Annotated in this window: 16 protein-coding genes and 1 pseudogene; 11 read left to right on the top strand and 6 right to left on the bottom strand. The window is 57.2% G+C overall.

Going from position 1 to position 14,818, the window contains the following annotated elements; all coding sequences use genetic code 11:
* Positions 1-60 precede the first annotated feature (60 nt).
* Both IT763_RS11555 and IT763_RS11550 read left to right on the top strand, forming a co-directional pair.
* Positions 61-498: a cupin domain-containing protein gene (locus IT763_RS11555; protein WP_075205893.1), complete on the top strand. Its 438-nt coding sequence runs from the start codon at positions 61-63 to the stop codon at positions 496-498.
* Between the two features lie 3 nt (positions 499-501).
* Positions 502-963 (top strand): carboxymuconolactone decarboxylase family protein, encoded by a 462-nt coding sequence (locus tag IT763_RS11550; RefSeq protein ID WP_110147002.1) that lies wholly within the window; start codon positions 502-504, stop codon positions 961-963.
* A 14-nt stretch (positions 964-977) separates the two neighbouring features.
* Here the strand turns inward: IT763_RS11550 and IT763_RS11545 are convergent, their stop codons facing one another.
* Positions 978-1,775 (bottom strand): SDR family oxidoreductase, encoded by a 798-nt coding sequence (locus IT763_RS11545; protein WP_143778999.1) that lies wholly within the window; start codon positions 1,773-1,775, stop codon positions 978-980.
* A gap of 113 nt (positions 1,776-1,888) precedes the next feature.
* On the opposite strand from IT763_RS11545, the gene IT763_RS11540 reads away from it, so the two are divergent.
* Positions 1,889-2,824: a GlxA family transcriptional regulator gene (locus IT763_RS11540; RefSeq protein ID WP_176063158.1), complete on the top strand. Its 936-nt coding sequence runs from the start codon at positions 1,889-1,891 to the stop codon at positions 2,822-2,824.
* A 63-nt stretch (positions 2,825-2,887) separates the two neighbouring features.
* Here the strand turns inward: IT763_RS11540 and IT763_RS11535 are convergent, their stop codons facing one another.
* Together IT763_RS11535 and IT763_RS11530 are read right to left on the bottom strand one after the other, a co-directional pair.
* Entirely contained in the window at positions 2,888-3,724 is an 837-nt protein-coding gene (locus IT763_RS11535) for a DUF3626 domain-containing protein (protein ID WP_049299246.1), read from the bottom strand.
* 66 nt (positions 3,725-3,790) lie between these two features.
* Complete coding sequence (locus IT763_RS11530) at positions 3,791-4,168, bottom strand: VOC family protein (protein ID WP_016927710.1); 378 nt, start codon at positions 4,166-4,168, stop codon at positions 3,791-3,793.
* Between the two features lie 265 nt (positions 4,169-4,433).
* On the opposite strand from IT763_RS11530, the pseudogene IT763_RS11525 reads away from it, so the two are divergent.
* Positions 4,434-4,810, top strand: a pseudogene (locus tag IT763_RS11525) (GrpB family protein).
* 257 nt (positions 4,811-5,067) lie between these two features.
* Here the strand turns inward: IT763_RS11525 and IT763_RS11520 are convergent.
* Positions 5,068-5,448: a DUF4440 domain-containing protein gene (locus tag IT763_RS11520; protein WP_079452134.1), complete on the bottom strand. Its 381-nt coding sequence runs from the start codon at positions 5,446-5,448 to the stop codon at positions 5,068-5,070.
* A gap of 176 nt (positions 5,449-5,624) precedes the next feature.
* On the opposite strand from IT763_RS11520, the gene IT763_RS11515 reads away from it, so the two are divergent.
* Positions 5,625-6,287: a hypothetical protein gene (locus IT763_RS11515; protein WP_049299242.1), complete on the top strand. Its 663-nt coding sequence runs from the start codon at positions 5,625-5,627 to the stop codon at positions 6,285-6,287.
* Positions 6,288-6,321: 34 nt separating this feature from the next.
* Here IT763_RS11515 and IT763_RS11510 read toward each other — a convergent pair whose 3' ends face one another.
* On the bottom strand, positions 6,322-7,344 hold the full coding sequence (locus tag IT763_RS11510) for a LacI family DNA-binding transcriptional regulator (protein WP_206195429.1): 1,023 nt from the start codon (positions 7,342-7,344) through the stop codon (positions 6,322-6,324).
* Between the two features lie 317 nt (positions 7,345-7,661).
* Between IT763_RS11510 and IT763_RS11505 the strand changes: the two genes are divergently transcribed.
* The 3 genes from IT763_RS11505 (at position 7,662) to IT763_RS11495 (ending at position 10,780) form a co-directional block, all read left to right on the top strand.
* The gene (locus IT763_RS11505; protein WP_016927713.1) at positions 7,662-8,585 is read left to right on the top strand and encodes a substrate-binding domain-containing protein; all 924 of its coding nucleotides are present in this window, start codon (positions 7,662-7,664) and stop codon (positions 8,583-8,585) included.
* Between the two features lie 67 nt (positions 8,586-8,652).
* Positions 8,653-9,828 (top strand): Gfo/Idh/MocA family protein, encoded by a 1,176-nt coding sequence (locus IT763_RS11500; protein WP_176063161.1) that lies wholly within the window; start codon positions 8,653-8,655, stop codon positions 9,826-9,828.
* 10 nt (positions 9,829-9,838) lie between these two features.
* Complete coding sequence (locus IT763_RS11495) at positions 9,839-10,780, top strand: sugar phosphate isomerase/epimerase (protein ID WP_206195428.1); 942 nt, start codon at positions 9,839-9,841, stop codon at positions 10,778-10,780.
* A gap of 35 nt (positions 10,781-10,815) precedes the next feature.
* Here the strand turns inward: IT763_RS11495 and IT763_RS11490 are convergent, their stop codons facing one another.
* Positions 10,816-11,748 carry an AraC family transcriptional regulator gene (locus IT763_RS11490; RefSeq protein ID WP_049299233.1) on the bottom strand — a complete coding sequence of 311 codons (933 nt, stop codon included), beginning with the start codon at positions 11,746-11,748 and terminating at the stop codon, positions 10,816-10,818.
* Positions 11,749-11,914: 166 nt separating this feature from the next.
* Here IT763_RS11490 and IT763_RS11485 point away from each other — a divergent pair, with 166 nt between their 5' ends.
* From IT763_RS11485 to IT763_RS11475, 3 genes are read left to right on the top strand one after another with little or no spacing between them, the layout of a single operon-like run.
* Entirely contained in the window at positions 11,915-12,937 is a 1,023-nt protein-coding gene (locus IT763_RS11485; RefSeq protein WP_049299232.1) for an MBL fold metallo-hydrolase, read from the top strand.
* Between the two features lie 32 nt (positions 12,938-12,969).
* A complete protein-coding gene (locus IT763_RS11480; protein WP_038871624.1) occupies positions 12,970-13,836 on the top strand; it encodes an oxidoreductase in 867 nt (288 codons plus the stop codon).
* A 27-nt stretch (positions 13,837-13,863) separates the two neighbouring features.
* Complete coding sequence (locus IT763_RS11475) at positions 13,864-14,724, top strand: oxidoreductase (RefSeq protein ID WP_043147473.1); 861 nt, start codon at positions 13,864-13,866, stop codon at positions 14,722-14,724.
* The last annotated feature ends 94 nt before the right edge of the window (positions 14,725-14,818 follow it).

Genomic DNA, 14,818 nt, shown 5'->3' with positions numbered 1-14,818 from the left:
ACGTAGCGAGATCGCGCGGCGTCACACCTGCTTTAACAACTCCAGTCAGGAGCCCGTCATATGATAAGCAGAAATCCATTATTATCCGCAGTAGCCGCTGTTGGAATGATCTTCTCAACAACCGTTTTGGCGCATGGCGTTGAACCACAGGGGCAAGGCGAGACGGTTAAACCGAATTTTTCGCATGCGATCCCCAACATTCCGGGTAAATCGCTTACTGCCGTCGAAGTCATTTATCCTGCGGGCGCTGCATCAGCATCTCATACGCATGCTCCTTCTTCATTTATCTACGCTTATGTCGTGGAAGGCGAGATTATCAGTCAGGTCGAAGGTCAACCTGAACGGACTTATCGGGCAGGCGAAAGCTGGTATGAAGATCCTGGCGCGCACCATGTTGTCAGCAGTAACGCCAGCAAAACCAAACCGGCGAAACTACTGGCGGTATTTGTCGTGGACACCAAAGATACTCAGCTCACCACGCCAGACAGTAAGCCGTAATAAATGGGAGTCCGAATTGATTACACCCGGACGTCCTCCGCTGGCGTCCAGGCATTCAGCGCCATTGACCATTACCTCTGTCATTGCGGTTTGGACGAGCGACTGCGCGATCTCATTAATTTACGCGTCAGCCAGATTAACGGCTGCGCGTATTGCACTGATTTGCATACGCGTATGTTGATGAAAGAGGGCGTCGGCGCCGAGAAACTGGCGGCGCTCCAGGGATGGGTCTGTACCGAAGGCATTTTTTCTTTAAAGGAGCGCGCGGCGTTAGCCTGGGCTGAATATATGACGCTCATTGCCCCTTCATCAAACCGGCGTGAACGCGCGCCAGATTTGCGGCGCTATTTCAGCGACGAAGAGGTATGTGACCTTACGCTGGCTATCAGTCTCATCAACGCCTACAACCGCCTGGCGATAAGCTTTCGTAATATCCCTCAGGCGGTTTTGGAGCATCAGAAGTAATGAATGGACGTGCCTTAACGGCGATAACGCGAGGCCGGCTGCGCAGTGCTGAGATGCTGGCTCATGGTACGCCGAGCGGCCTCCCAGGCATTCCATTCTTCACCGTCCTGCAATGGCGGGATGGTCACCGTTTCACCGGCATCTAAACCTGCCAGCGCGGCATCGACCATCTCCTCGCTTTTCATGACCCATGATTGCGGCAGATTTTCATGGCCGCCTACGCCTGGCACATTCCAGAACGCGGTCGCCGTCGCGCCGGGTAAAACGGCCTGAACGCGAATCCCTTTATCCCCGAGCTCGTGCTGCAGAGAGTGGCTGAACGCCAGCACAAAGGCTTTGCTTGCGCCATAAATCCCATTCAGGGTTTCCGGGCTAATCGCGACGATAGACGCGATATTGATGATTGTTCCCGTTCCGCGAGCGAGCATTGCCGGTGCAGCCGCATAAGTTAAACGCATCAGCGCGGTGACGTTGAGGTTAATCATCGCTTCCATTTCATCAACATTCGAATCCAGAAGCGGCGTTACGGCGCCAAAACCGGCATTATTCACCAGCATAGTCAGTGACGTTTCATTACGCAGTAGCTCTTCCACATGGCGTAGTTCCTGCGGGTTACCGAGGTCCGCGCCGATAATACGGACCTGACGATGATGAGTATCGCGGATCCGTTGGGCAACCTGTTCCAGACGGTCAGTATTGCGCGCCACAAGGATCAGATCGTAGCCGCGTTTAGCGAGTCTGTCGGCATAGAGTGCGCCGATGCCGCTTGAAGCGCCGGTCACCAGGGCGGTGCCATTTGATGATGTGCTCATGTTTTTCTCCAGGGTGGTTATTTTCAATGATGAGCACAATAACACTCGCATTTCATGTCTTAAATGTCATATAAACACCTTTTTATGACATTGGATTATGATGGGTCCGCTATATGCGCAGAGTCGGTTTTATCCTCACACCCGGTTATTCGCCGATGGGCTTTGCGGTTATTACCGCGTTTGAAGTCGCCAATATGGTGTTGCCGGAACCTGTCTATGACATTCATTTGCTTTCGGAAAATGGCGGCGCGTTACGCACATCCGCGGGCTTCGATGTGGTGACGGAAGCCTTTACTGAAACGCATTACGATGTTTTGCTGTTTGGCGCCAGTATGGAAAAGGCGACACCCGATACCATCGCGTTCGTGCGCCGCGCCGCGCCATTCGCCCGTCGGGTCGCAGCAGCGTGTATTGGGACGTTTTTGCTTGCGGAAGCCGGAATGCTGGACGGACATCGCGCCACCACGCACTGGATGTATGCCCGGGAACTCAAGCAGCGCTACCCGAAGATACAGGTTGAAGAAGACCGGATATTTGTTTGCGATGGTCCGTACTGGACATCAGCAGGGATGACAGCGGCTATCGACCTCGCTCTGGCGTTGATCGAAAGTGATTTGGGCCCCGGTATCACCCGGTCTATAGCGCGAAAACTGGTGCTTTACCATCGCCGCACGGGCGGACAATCGCAGTACTCGTCACTACTGGAGCTGGAACCGAAAACCGATCGCATTCAGAAGGTGCTGACCTATGCGCGCCGCAATCTGGACCGTCGTCTAAATATTGAAGAACTGGCCGACGTGGCGAATCTGTCGCCTCGTCAATTCAGCCGTATCTTTCAGGCGGAAACCGGACAGTCGCCGGCAAGGGCCGTTGAGTATCTGCGGCTGGAATCGGCGCGGGCGATGTTAGAGGAGAGCAACAGTTCACTGGATGAGATCGCCAGGCAAACAGGATTTATCGACAGAGAACGCATGCGACGCGCTTTTATTCGTACGATTGGGCAGCCGCCGCAAGTTATTCGTCGTCAGGTACGCCATACTGAAGGCTGAGGGACTTCAGATATAAGGAGAGTAGGGAAGAGCAGCGTCAATGACATCAGCCTACAGAATATTTTACTCCGCGATGGGGCTGCCAAATTTAGCGACGCAATGCCATACCTTCTTCAAATGCTGTGGGTCATAACCTTTCCCGCGAGCGAGCCCGATATCAAATGGCGTCACAAAACCGTTGTTAACGAGTTTTCGCGCCAGATCGGCAATCTCTTTTCCCCGGTAATCGACGCACTCGGGTAGGTGTTTTTCCGCCAGCCGGTAACCAGGATGCCATTCTACCGGGCAGGCTAGCCGGTGAGCGAAAATGTCGATCGGCGTGTCTTTATAGCAACCATCCAGCACTACGGCTTCAACGTCGTCCGCAATAGTCATGATGCCGTGTATGTGAGCTTCTATATAGTTATCTAAAACGTCTGTGATTGGGCTATCTCGCTCGGCTAATTCAATCAGCGCGCACTTTTCGGCAGTAGCAAAATGTGACGGCGCGAAAAAGCTATCGGGGTAACAGAATGTCGTTCTCTCCATGGCCGCTGGGCGCATACGGAAATGCGATGACCCAAAGCGCGGCGAGCCTCCCGTTATGCTGTTTCGGTAATTGAGCGCCCCATATTTAGGGCGTAGTTCCGGGCTTGCGTCAGCATACGCCATGCCAAAAATAGCGTTTTCCCACGCCCAACGATCTCCACCGGGGTATGCCGTTAATCCACCGTTGCTGGTATGCGTTTCAAACTGCGAACGATACACGCCATCCTCAGCTAACGCCTCAATCATGGTCATTCCACGGTATAGCGCATCAGGATGGAAGTTAAGCGTGACGGGCATCGTTGTCGGTAACGGATCACCATCCGCTTTACTGGAAATATGAAGAATGGCGGCCAGAACAGGATTAGCGAGCATCACAATGTTATGTTAAATAGAGTGTATAATGTCATAATTAACAGACTGTTTTAAATAGAAAAATCATTAGTCCATCGGATTGTGGCAAACCGCCTCGATATTGTGGCCATCCGGGGCGATCACAAATGCCGCATAGTAATGGGCATGGTAATTGGGCCGCAAACCGGGCGCGCCATTGTCTTTGCCGCCGGCGTTTAGCGCGGCGTGGTAGAACGCATCGACCTGCTCACGGCTGCTTGCGGCAAATGCCAGGTGCAGATGTGCCGGTTTTTCATCGGTTTGAAACAGGCACAATGACACATTACCCCGTTCGGGACACAACTCAATGCCATAGCCGGGGTCGCCTTCGGCAACGATTTTTACGCCCAGTGGCGCCAGCGCATTGAGGAAAAACGCTTTGCTGAGGGCAAAGTCGCTGACGCCAAATTTCACATGATCAAACATGGGGAGGCTCCTGGAGCGAGGAGGAATGTTCCCATTCAGTATAGCCAACGCCGCGGTGCGTGCCGAAAGCGATCAAACGCGCGCCAATGCGCATTTAGCGTGCAAATACTGTCCGCTTAAATGACGCGTTTTAGAGAAATCTGCAGTATCGTAGCCGCTACGTTTTATCAGATTTCACGTAGCGCGATCAAAAAAGCAGGGGGATGCTTGGCCAATACCGGCAGGTACGCGCCATTGAAAATCATGCCCGGTCATCATTATTGAAGTGGAAAATGGCAGCGCGCATCGAAACTACGCGAGATTATTGGCTGGCGTTTTAACGGCCATTCATCATATCGGCAGCACAGCAGTACCGGAACTGGCAGCCAAACCAACGATTGATATATTGCTGGAGGTTGAAAGTCTGGCGGCGTTGGATAGCTTGAATGACAGGATGCGTGACATGGGATATACGCCGCGTGGCGAGAACGGCAAGCGCACGCATCGCGTGCATGCATTATTGCGGAGAGTGAACAGGCGATCAGACATTTGGCGTTCAGAGATTATCTGCGCAAGCATCATGATGTTGCTCAGCAATACGCGGCAATCAAATGCCAGGCAGCGAAGACTGCCGGCAAAACCCAGTGGCTTATGGCCGATTGAAAAACGAATTTATTCAACGGCACGAGCAGTTGGCGCTGGTCGGGTTGGCCGCAGGAGAAACCCCAAGAATCAGGCCTGGACGGCAGAATCCACATACCTTCACATTGGTGCGCATAATGTATATTATGTTAAATTAAAATACTGAATACGCACCGGGATTAGCCCTGCACATCATCTCTCGCCTCACCTTCAACGTTATCATTCCGACATTCCATTTTCCCGCCAGGCTTACTGTCACTCGCCGCTTTTAAACGCAATCAATCATCAGTCGGCGTACCTTGATGAAACCGCATCTGCCAACCCTCTTTATCTTTCAGGAGCCAAATCGATGAGCGCTCAGTGCAACGAACGGCGCGGCCCTGTGCGTCACGCTGAAAACTTTTATACGTCAGCAACACGGCACCTTCGCTGATTTGCGCCAGCTTAAAAGCTTCGGCGACAATCGGCGGATAATCCGTTTCCATCTCCAGCGCCGCAACGGTCTGGCGTTTGTCATAGCGCAGCCCTGAACGACCGATCTCTTCAAAGTCTTCATGCAACAATGCCGCGACACGTTTTGGATCGCAGCGCGTCGTTGGCTGGTGCAGTTCAACCTCAAGCGCCTGAATTTGGCTAAGCCACTCTGCAAAATGGGTCAACATGCCCTCCTTTTTGATCGCGCTACGTGAAATCTGGAGACAAGAAACTCACACAGGGGTTCAGATTTAAGCGGATGTGATTCCTGTCGTAACGGTTGAAAATCAAACCGGATATTGCTTATTTTAAACCATTACTATAAATTACACGCAATATCAATTTTTTGGCGAATGGAATCATGCCCGATCGGTCATTACTCTTTTTTTATGGTTTAGTCATTGCTGCAGTAATTTATTTCATTGTGAAATTCAGGAAGGACATAACAAAAAAAGATGGGTTGATAAATATAGCTTCATTTCTAGTTATCGCTATTACGATAATGTTCCTTCTCAATTCAGATCTTTCTGCCACTGGCATTCTGATTACCATATTTTCTTTTCTTTCAGCAGGCTTTGTTTTTTTATGCGCTGCCATTTTTCTCAAGGATCTGTACTCAACGAAAAAGTATACATTAACTGCCATAAAGCGAATAAAAACGGAAAACACAATTAATTTCAAAGCAATGCCAAAATTTAAAAGCGGGATTTTTTGCTACCAAAAATCATGGTATGCCATCTATTCACCCTCTTTGAATTTACTTGAAATAGGCGTTAATGCGTTTGATAGCCAACCTGATTTTGGCAAAAAATTCACCGTGCGAACGTTGTCTAAACGTGCTATTACATTCGTTCCAGAAGTAATTCCTGATGAAATCAATGATAACACTGAACTATTCGGCCAACTGGTAATATTTTGTGAAATGTCTGAAAAAAATCAGATTATGGTGGGAAATTATCTTGAGGCCATAAAAAATGGCTCTGCTACACCCTGGCTTATCTCTGTGCCAGATGAAACTCCATAATTTTAGCATGGCGGAAATATTATCCGCCATGAACTCAATCAGCGATCTGAATTCCCTCTTGCTTCACATGCGACCGCCGAACCCGCAATTCCCCGTGCCGCCAGGCGCCGTCTGCCGTGGCGCGATTGTCGATCAGGCGATTCAAGGCTTCTTCGACCAGCCGGTCGATGCGTTGGTTGTAGCTGGTCAGCGCCCAGTTGGCTGAGCCGGCCTCATCGATATCGTCGAAGCCCACCACGGCCATCGCGGACGACGGCGCCGTTTGCCTGAGCGCTTCGAGCGCCCCCAGCGCCAGCACGTCGTTCTCGCAGAACAGCGCCTCAACCCGCTCGCTTTCCGGCGTTGCCTGCAGGTATTCGCTCATCAGTTGGAAACCGCGTTGGCGATCGTAGTGGCCGGCGGTGAGCACCCGATTCAACTGAAAGCCGGCGGCCATCAGCCTGTCGCGGTAGCCTTCCATGCGCAGTAAATGGCTGCTTTGCGTGTCCGGCCCCTTCATGTAACCAAAGCGCCGATGCCCTTGCTCTATCAGCAGCGCAGCGATCTCTTCGCCGGCGCGGTAGCCGTCGATATTGACCACATCAATGTGTTCGCTTTCCGTATTGCGGCACACCTGCACCAGCGGGATCTGATGCAGATCTTGCGCGATCGCCGCCCACTCTTGGGTTAACACCGTCGCCAGGAACAGAATGCCATCGACCTGCAGCTGGTCGGCCATCGCCATCACCGCCCGGTAGTTTTCGCCCGCGGTGATGTTCAGCAGCAGCGCCATATAGCCGCGGGTTTGCAGCTGTTTGGTGACCATATCGAGCATCATCATCGAATGCGGGTTCTTCATCTCGTCGATGGCTACGCCAATGATGTGCGTGCGTTTTTGCGACAGGCTGCGCGCCAGCAGGTTTGGCCGATAGCCCAGCTCGGCGGCCGCCGCCAACACGCTTTCACGCGCGTTGTCCGAGATCGACGCACCAGGCGTAAAGGCGCGCGATACCGTCCATTTAGAGACGCCGGCCTTTTCGGCGACGTCGCTGGCGGTGGCTTTGTGGTGTTTTATCATGGTTGCGTCGATCCTTGCTTCGGTGAAGTCAAACTATACCCTGCTCGCTCAGATCCCCTAAGCGCCTTTCGGCATATCTGCTGCAATTATGTATCGTTTTTGCACCCGATTGCAATTTGCTGTGCAATCGGGTGCAAACCGTAAAGAGTTTGTGATCGTCCGCGTTGTTTTCACCTTTCCCCTGTTGACCAAATTTTATCCATGGCCGACATTCACGGTGGCATTCAGAGACTCGTCGCCGTTTTTCCTTCTGATTTGCACCCGGTTGCAAAAACGTTGTTTTTACATAACACCTCTCTTCTCAACAGGATACCGTAATGAAAAAAACCAGACTGTTGTTGATGTTAGCCTGCTCGCTGTTTGTCATGACCGCTCAGGCCAAGAGCTATCAGGTCGGCGTGGCGCTGGCCAATTTCGATCTCAACTTCGTCTCCATCCTGCGCAGCCAAATGGCGCGTGAACTGGCTGCGCGGCAGCTGCAAGGCCAGTTCGTCGATGCCAAAGGCGATGTCGCCCTGCAGGTGCAGCAGGTAGACGATCTGATTAATCAGGGCGTGGACGCCATTATCCTCAACCCGGTCGATACGCAAGGCGTCCAGCCGATGATAGCGGCCGCCAAACGCGCCGCTATCCCCCTTATCTTCGTCAACCGCAAACCCGAAGTGCCGCTGAGCGGCGCGACGGCCTACGTCGGCTCCGATTCGGCGCTCAGCGGCCGCCTGCAGATGGAGGCCCTGGCGAAAAAAATGAATTACCGCGGCAACGTGGCGATCCTGATGGGCGCCCTCTCCAACGAAGAAACCCGCGAGCGCACCCGCGCGGTGGAAGCGGTGATCGCCAAACACAAAGAGCTGAAAGTGGTAGAGAAACAAACTGCGAAATGGCAACGCAATGAAGCGGTCGACGTGGTCTCCGGCTGGTTGCTGAACGGCGTACCGATCGATGCGATCGCCGCCAACAACGATGAGATGGCCATCGGCGCGATCATGGCGCTGAAGCAGGCCAAAAAGAACGGCGTACGGGTTGCCGGTATCGACGGCACGCCCGACGGCCTGCAATTTATCAAAAACGGCGACCTGGCGGTGACCATTTTCCAGGATGCCAAAGCCCAGGCGATCGGCGCGGTGCAAGTGACCCGAGCGATGTTGGATCACGCCAAAACCGAGTCTTACAACTGGGTGCCTTATGCCACCGTGACGCGAGAAAACTACCCGCAATTTGCGCAGATGAACCAGAAATAAACCGTTGCCACTCTCTTTTTCAACCCGCTTTGCACCCGAGTGCAAAGCCACAGTGTCAGGAGTCAGCATGTTAAATGGTGAAAGAAGCATCCCTCGCCCGCTGCGTTGGGCGATGATCGGCGGCGGCCGCCTCAGCCAGGTGGGCTACAAGCACCGTTCCGGCGCACTGCGCGACAATACCGCCTATCGGCTGGTTGCCGGCGCTTTTGATATCGACGCGGCGCGCGGGCGTGAGTTTGGCGTCAATCTCGGCGTGCCCGCCGAACGCTGCTATGACGACTATCAGCAGTTGCTGAAACAAGAGGCCAACCGCGAAGATGGCGTTGAGGTGGTGACCATCGCCACCCCTAACGGCACCCACTATGAAATCACGCGCGCCGCGCTGAATGCCGGCCTGCATGTCATCTGCGAAAAACCGCTGTTCTTCACTACGGCGGAGGCGAGAGAAATCAAGGCGCTGGCGGCGGAGAAAGGCCTGATCGTCGGCGTAACCTACGGCTTCTCCGGGCATCCGCTGCTGATGCAGATGCGCGCCATGATCGCGAACGGCGACATCGGCGAAATACGCATGGTCGAATTGCAGTACACCCATGGCTTCAACGCCAACGAAAGCGCGGACACGTTCGAGGCGCAAAAGTGGCGCGTCGATCCGAAAATCGCCGGCCCCTCCTTTGTGCTGGGCGACATTTCCACCCACACCTTCTACATCTCACAGCTGGTCATGCCCGACATGAAAATTGCCTCCCTGCTGTGCGACCGCCAGAGCTTTATCCCTTCCCGCGCCCCGCTGGAAGACAATGCCATGGTGCTGATGCACTACGAAAACGGCGCCGTCGGGCGCATGTGGGCCTCCGCCATCAACGCAGGCGCGATGGACAGCCAAAGCATTCGCGTGGTGGGCTCACGCGCCAGCCTGCAATGGAGCGATTCCACGCCCGGCGAATTGCGCTATGAGATCCAGGGGCGGCCCAACCAAACGCTGCACCATGGCATGCCCTATCTGGACGACAGCGCGCTGGCCGAAGAGCGGCTCGGCGCGTTGCATACCGAAGGGCTAGCCGAATCCTGGGCCAATATTTACCTCAAGTTCGCCATCGCCATCAGCGCCAGTCAGCGCGGCGATCGGCAGACGCTGGCCGCGCTGATCTATCCGGATATCGATGCCGGATTGGAAGGCGTGCGCTGGATTGAAAACTGCGTTCGTTCCGCCGACAACTGCGCCACCTGGGTTAATTACCAATAAGGAAAGCACCATGAAACTTTCGTTCTGTACCGACAGCCTGGGCCATTTACCCTTCGAGCCGATGCTGGATCGGCTGCTGGAGCTGGGGGTGCGCGGCGTGGAGATGACCACCGGCGGTTGGTCCCCGGCGCCCCATCTGGATACCAAGGAACTGCTGGCCAACCCCGCCAAACGTCGGCAGCTGCAGCAAGCGCTGGCCAGTCGTGGCATGGAGATCGCCGCGCTCAATGTCTCCGGCAATCCGCTCGATCCGGGCGAGCTGGGGCAGCGCCATCTGCGCCAAACCGACAATACGCTGGAGCTGGCCGGCCTGCTGGGGGTGAAGAAAATCGTCATGATGAGCGGCCTGCCGCCGGCCAGCCCGCATGACACCGTCCCCAACTGGATCACCTATACCGTCAGCTGGCCGCCTACGGTGAAAAACTGTCTGGACTATCAATGGAATGAGGTGGCGATCCCCTATTGGCAGGCGCTGGTCGCCCGAGCCAAAGCGTGCGGCGTCGAGCGCTTTGCGCTGGAAAACTTCAGCGCCATGCTGGTGTGGAACCCGGAAACGCTGTTCCGGCTGCGCGAAGCCGTTGGCCCGATGGTGGGCCTGAACCTCGATCCCAGCCACTTGATCTGGATGGGCGCGGATCCCATCGCGGTGGCCCGCGCCCTTGGCCCCGCCATTCACCATGTGCACGGCAAAGACGTGCGCCTTGAGCGCGGCGTCGTTGAGGTTAACGGGCTGCTGGAGACCAAACCGATCGACGACGTGGCCCGCCGCGCCTGGAACTATGTCGCCGTCGGCTGCGGCCGGGATCTGCAGTGGTGGAAGGCGTTTTTCTCGGTGGTGCGCATGATGGGCTACAACGACTGGGTGTCGCTGGAAATGGAAGACCTGACCATGTCGGTCGATGCCGGCATCGTTTCCTCCGTTCAGGCGCTGCAGCAGAGCATCAGCCAGTAAAGCCAGGCGCGGCGGCCACGGCCGCTGCGCCCCATTCACTCCGGTTCACTCGCCCCGGCCGGCGTTTGCCGCCGATACTGCGACGGCGACTGCGCCATCACCCGCTTGAAGGCGGTGCTGAACGCGCTTTCCGAGCCGTATCCCAACGAGTAGGCGATCGACGCGACGTTTTCTTTACCGGCCCGCAGGCGATCTGCCGCCTGCAGCATACGCCAACGCGAGAGGTATTCCATGGCGGTGCTGCCAACCAGCCCTTTGAAACGTTGAGCGAATACGGTGCGGGAAATGCCGGCGATGCGGGCCAGCTCTTCCAGCGTCCAGTTGCGCGCCGGCTCGGCATGCATGGCGGCGATCGCCAGGCTGATCTGGCGGTCGGTCAGCGCCAGAAACCAACCTTTCGGCAGCCCATGGGCCGTTTCGAGGAACTGGCGAAACACCTGCACCAGCATCAAGTGCGCCAGGTGGGTCGACATCAGCGCACCGCCGAGCTGCGGGTGACGCAACTCGTTCGTCCACTGTTCGAGCGTCCAGCGCAAAACGCCCGCCTGGCTCGAGGCTTTGGGGATGTTGATGATCGGCGGCAGCGCATCAAACAGCAGCGCCGCATGCTGGCCGGAAAAACCGAAACGCCCGCTGATCAAAAAGACCTCGCCACCGCCGTTATGCACGGCGATGCCGTCGCGCGTCGCCTCGGCCATGATTTGCTCCCCTCCCTGCGGCGGCAACGCCGGATCGGACGCGACCCTGAAGCGCCGCCGACTGTTCAGCAAAAAGCAGTCCCCTTCGCGGAAATGGATCGGCTGCGCCAGATCGTCGGTCATGCCCCAGCAGGCGCCGCGCATCACCGCCGTGAATTTGATGCCTTCATGAGGGGGAAACTCGAACGACCAGTCCCCGGCGGCGTCGAAACCGGCGTAAAACTGGTTTTGGGGTTGCAGCAGCGACAACACGTCTGACAGCGGGTCCATGATGAAATCCGTACTCTTGATAAACAAACAAGTACTTTAGCGCATGGATCGTCCGTCTCTCAAGGCTTATTCTTGACAACAAGTTTTATCGCGTCGTGCGGGCAAAGGCGACCTGAACCGCGCCGCTGCCCGAATCATCCATTGCTGTGCTGAAGGAATTCTGACTTTGAGCCGTTGTTCCAAATTGCGCCCGACAGCGGGCGGCTATGCTTCATCGCCACAATGGCGCGATCGGCGCTTTAACAATCAGCGGCCGCCGGCGCCGGGTGACCTGCCCGAGTCCACCCTGCGCGTGTGGTGGGACGTATTTTTCAACAAGCCCAAAGGCACGGTGCCGGCGACGCCGGTGCCGATTCAGCGCCTGTCGCGCGCCGAGCTTGAGGCGGCACCCGATCGTAGCCTGTACCGTCTGGGGCATTCCACGGTGTTGCTCAAGCTGCGCGGCCAATGGTGGCTGACCGATCCGGTGTTCTCCGAGCGGGCATCGCCGCTGCCGTTCGCCGGGCCAAAACGCTTTCACGCGCCGCCGATCGCGATCGAGGAGCTGCCACCGATCCGCGCCGTGATCCTCTCACACGATCATTACGACCATCTGGACCAGGCCGCCATTCGGGCGCTGGACGGCAAGGTGGGCCAGTTCGTCGCACCGCTCGGCGTGGGCGATCGCCTGGCGGCCTGGGGCGTGGCGCCGGACAAAATCCGCCAGTTCGACTGGTGGCAAGGCACGGAAATCGACGGCCTGCGGCTGACGGCTACCCCGGCCCAGCACTTTTCGGGCCGGAGCCTGACCGACGGCAACCGCACGCTGTGGTGTTCCTGGGTGATTGAAGACGATGAGCTGCGGGTGTTCTTCAGCGGCGACAGCGGCTATTTCACCGGTTTTGCCGAGATTGGCCGCCGTTTTGGCCCCTTTGACCTGACGCTGATGGAAACCGGCGCCTACGACAAACGCTGGCCCTATGTGCATATGCACCCTCAGCAAACCGTGCAGGCGCACCGGGATTTGCTCGGCCGCTGGCTGCTGCCGATCCATAACGGCACCTTCGATCTGGCGATGCACGCCTGGCAAGACCCGTTCGACCAGGTACTGCGCCATGCCGCTCCCTTTAGCGTGCAGGTCGCGACGCCGATGATCGGCGAACGTGTCGATATCGTTCGGCCGCACCCCGGCAGCCGTTGGTGGCGCTAAGCGCCGTTTTATTTATTCGCAGGAAACCTGAAATGAACAATGACCATAAAGTGTGGCTGATCACCGGCGCCTCGTCGGGCCTGGGCAAAGCCCTGGCGGAAGCGGCCATCGCCAACGGCGATCGGGTGGTGGTGACCGCCCGCCGTCTCGACCGCCTGCAGGCGCTGGCTAAGGGCCAGGAGGATCGCGTGCTGCCTTTGGCGGTGGACGTCACGGATGCCGCCGCGCGCGATAAGGCGGTCGCCGATACCCTGGCGCGGTTCGGCCGCATCGACGTGCTGGCCAACCTGGCCGGGCGCGGTGTAGCCGGCGCCTGCGAAGAGTTCAGCCTCGAACAGCTGCGCGAGCAGATGGAGCTGAATTTCTTTGCGGCGGCGGAGATGACCCGCGCCGTGCTGCCGCAGATGCGGCGCCAGGGCAGCGGCAACGTGATCACCGTAAGCAGCATCGCCGGTCTGGTGGCGATGAACGCCGCCGGCCCCTATTGCGCGGCGAAGTTTGCCCTCGAAGGCTGGACGGAGTCGCTGGCCATCGAGGCCAGGCCGCTGGGGATCCACGTGACCCTGGTCGAGCCCGGCGCCTTCCGCACCGAATTCGCCGGCGACGTGAACATGCGGCCGACGCAGCGCATCGAGGCCTACCGCCCGTCGATTGCACCGTTTGAAACCTACCTGGCGCAGTCCGCCGGCCGACAGATGGGCGATCCCGCCAAAGCGGCGCAGCGCATGCTGGAGTTGGTCACTCTCACGGCCCCGCCGGTGCGCCTGATGCTGGGGCGCGACGCTTACGCCATGTGGGACACCACCCTCGCCAAACGCCAGCAGGAGCTTAACGCCTGGCGCGAACGGGGCGAAGACACCGCTTTTGATGGCGCAGAACTCACTGAAATTCAACTGTAACTCCCCACGATAACGAGGAATCTCGATATGAACAAAACCTGGTTTATTACAGGCGCATCTTCCGGCTTCGGCCAGGCTTTGGCTGAAGCCGTGCTGGCCAAGGGCGACAACGTGGTGCTCACCGCCCGCCGCCTGGCGCCGCTGCAGGCGATCGCCGCCGGCCACGGCGAACGCGCGCTGGCTCTGCAGCTGGACGTGACCGATCCTGCGGCGCGCGCCGCCGCCCTGAAGAAGACCGTCGAAACCTTCGGCCGCCTCGACGTACTGGCCAACATCGCCGGCGCCGGTTCTTACGGGGCGCTGGAAGAGTTCACTTCCGAACAGATCCGCGCCCAGATGGAGCTGAACTTCTTCGCGGCCGCCGAGCTGTCGCGTGAAGTGCTGCCGCAGATGCGCGCTCAACGGTCCGGCCATATTCTCAATCTGACCAGCATCGCCGGCCTGGTGGCCTTCCCCGGCAGCGGTCTGTACAACGCCACCAAGTTCGCGTTGGAAGGGTTTACCGAAGCGCTGCACCACGAGGTCAAGCCGCTGGGGATCCACGTCACGCTGATCGAGCCGGGCGCCTTCCGTACCGGTTTCGCCAGCAGCGCCGCCATGAAGGCCGAACGCGAAATCGCTGCCTATGCGCCACTGGATGCCGGCATGGTGGAGTATTACCGCACGCAGAACGGCAAACAGATGGGCGATCCGGTCAAGGGCGCTCGCGTGATCGTCGATATGGTGGCCAGCGCCACCCCGCCGGTGCGTTTGATGCTCGGTAAGGACGCGTATCAGCTGTGGGACAGCGCGGTAGCCTCCCGCAGCCGCGATCTGGCGCCGTGGCGTGAACGCGGTGAAGATACGGCCTTCCCCGGCGCTGCGATGAACCCCGTTCAGGCGCTGTAATACCCACCTTTCAAACGGGCTACCTATGTAGCCCGTTTGTTTTATGTGACGTCGTCACGTATGTCTTACCTTTTGTTTCTCAGTCGAGTGTTCA

This window comes from Serratia sp. CMO1, assembly GCF_015689115.1.
GTDB classification, from domain to species: domain Bacteria; phylum Pseudomonadota; class Gammaproteobacteria; order Enterobacterales; family Enterobacteriaceae; genus Serratia; species Serratia marcescens.
The sequence above is the reverse complement of the archived record's forward strand: the minus strand, read 5'-3'. Positions and strand labels throughout refer to the sequence as shown.

What these genes read in the sequence shown, in the direction of transcription:
- IT763_RS11555 (WP_075205893.1), top strand. Translation starts at nt 61, where the DNA reads ATGATAAGCAGAAATCCATTATTATCCGCAGTAGCCGCTGTTGGAATG.
- IT763_RS11550 (WP_110147002.1), top strand. Translation starts at nt 502, where the DNA reads ATGGGAGTCCGAATTGATTACACCCGGACGTCCTCCGCTGGCGTCCAG.
- IT763_RS11545 (WP_143778999.1), bottom strand. Translation starts at nt 1,775, where the DNA reads ATGAGCACATCATCAAATGGCACCGCCCTGGTGACCGGCGCTTCAAGC.
- IT763_RS11540 (WP_176063158.1), top strand. Translation starts at nt 1,889, where the DNA reads ATGCGCAGAGTCGGTTTTATCCTCACACCCGGTTATTCGCCGATGGGC.
- IT763_RS11535 (WP_049299246.1), bottom strand. Translation starts at nt 3,724, where the DNA reads ATGCTCGCTAATCCTGTTCTGGCCGCCATTCTTCATATTTCCAGTAAA.
- IT763_RS11530 (WP_016927710.1), bottom strand. Translation starts at nt 4,168, where the DNA reads ATGTTTGATCATGTGAAATTTGGCGTCAGCGACTTTGCCCTCAGCAAA.
- IT763_RS11515 (WP_049299242.1), top strand. Translation starts at nt 5,625, where the DNA reads ATGCCCGATCGGTCATTACTCTTTTTTTATGGTTTAGTCATTGCTGCA.
- IT763_RS11510 (WP_206195429.1), bottom strand. Translation starts at nt 7,344, where the DNA reads ATGATAAAACACCACAAAGCCACCGCCAGCGACGTCGCCGAAAAGGCC.
- IT763_RS11505 (WP_016927713.1), top strand. Translation starts at nt 7,662, where the DNA reads ATGAAAAAAACCAGACTGTTGTTGATGTTAGCCTGCTCGCTGTTTGTC.
- IT763_RS11500 (WP_176063161.1), top strand. Translation starts at nt 8,653, where the DNA reads ATGTTAAATGGTGAAAGAAGCATCCCTCGCCCGCTGCGTTGGGCGATG.
- IT763_RS11495 (WP_206195428.1), top strand. Translation starts at nt 9,839, where the DNA reads ATGAAACTTTCGTTCTGTACCGACAGCCTGGGCCATTTACCCTTCGAG.
- IT763_RS11490 (WP_049299233.1), bottom strand. Translation starts at nt 11,748, where the DNA reads ATGGACCCGCTGTCAGACGTGTTGTCGCTGCTGCAACCCCAAAACCAG.
- IT763_RS11480 (WP_038871624.1), top strand. Translation starts at nt 12,970, where the DNA reads ATGAACAATGACCATAAAGTGTGGCTGATCACCGGCGCCTCGTCGGGC.
- IT763_RS11475 (WP_043147473.1), top strand. Translation starts at nt 13,864, where the DNA reads ATGAACAAAACCTGGTTTATTACAGGCGCATCTTCCGGCTTCGGCCAG.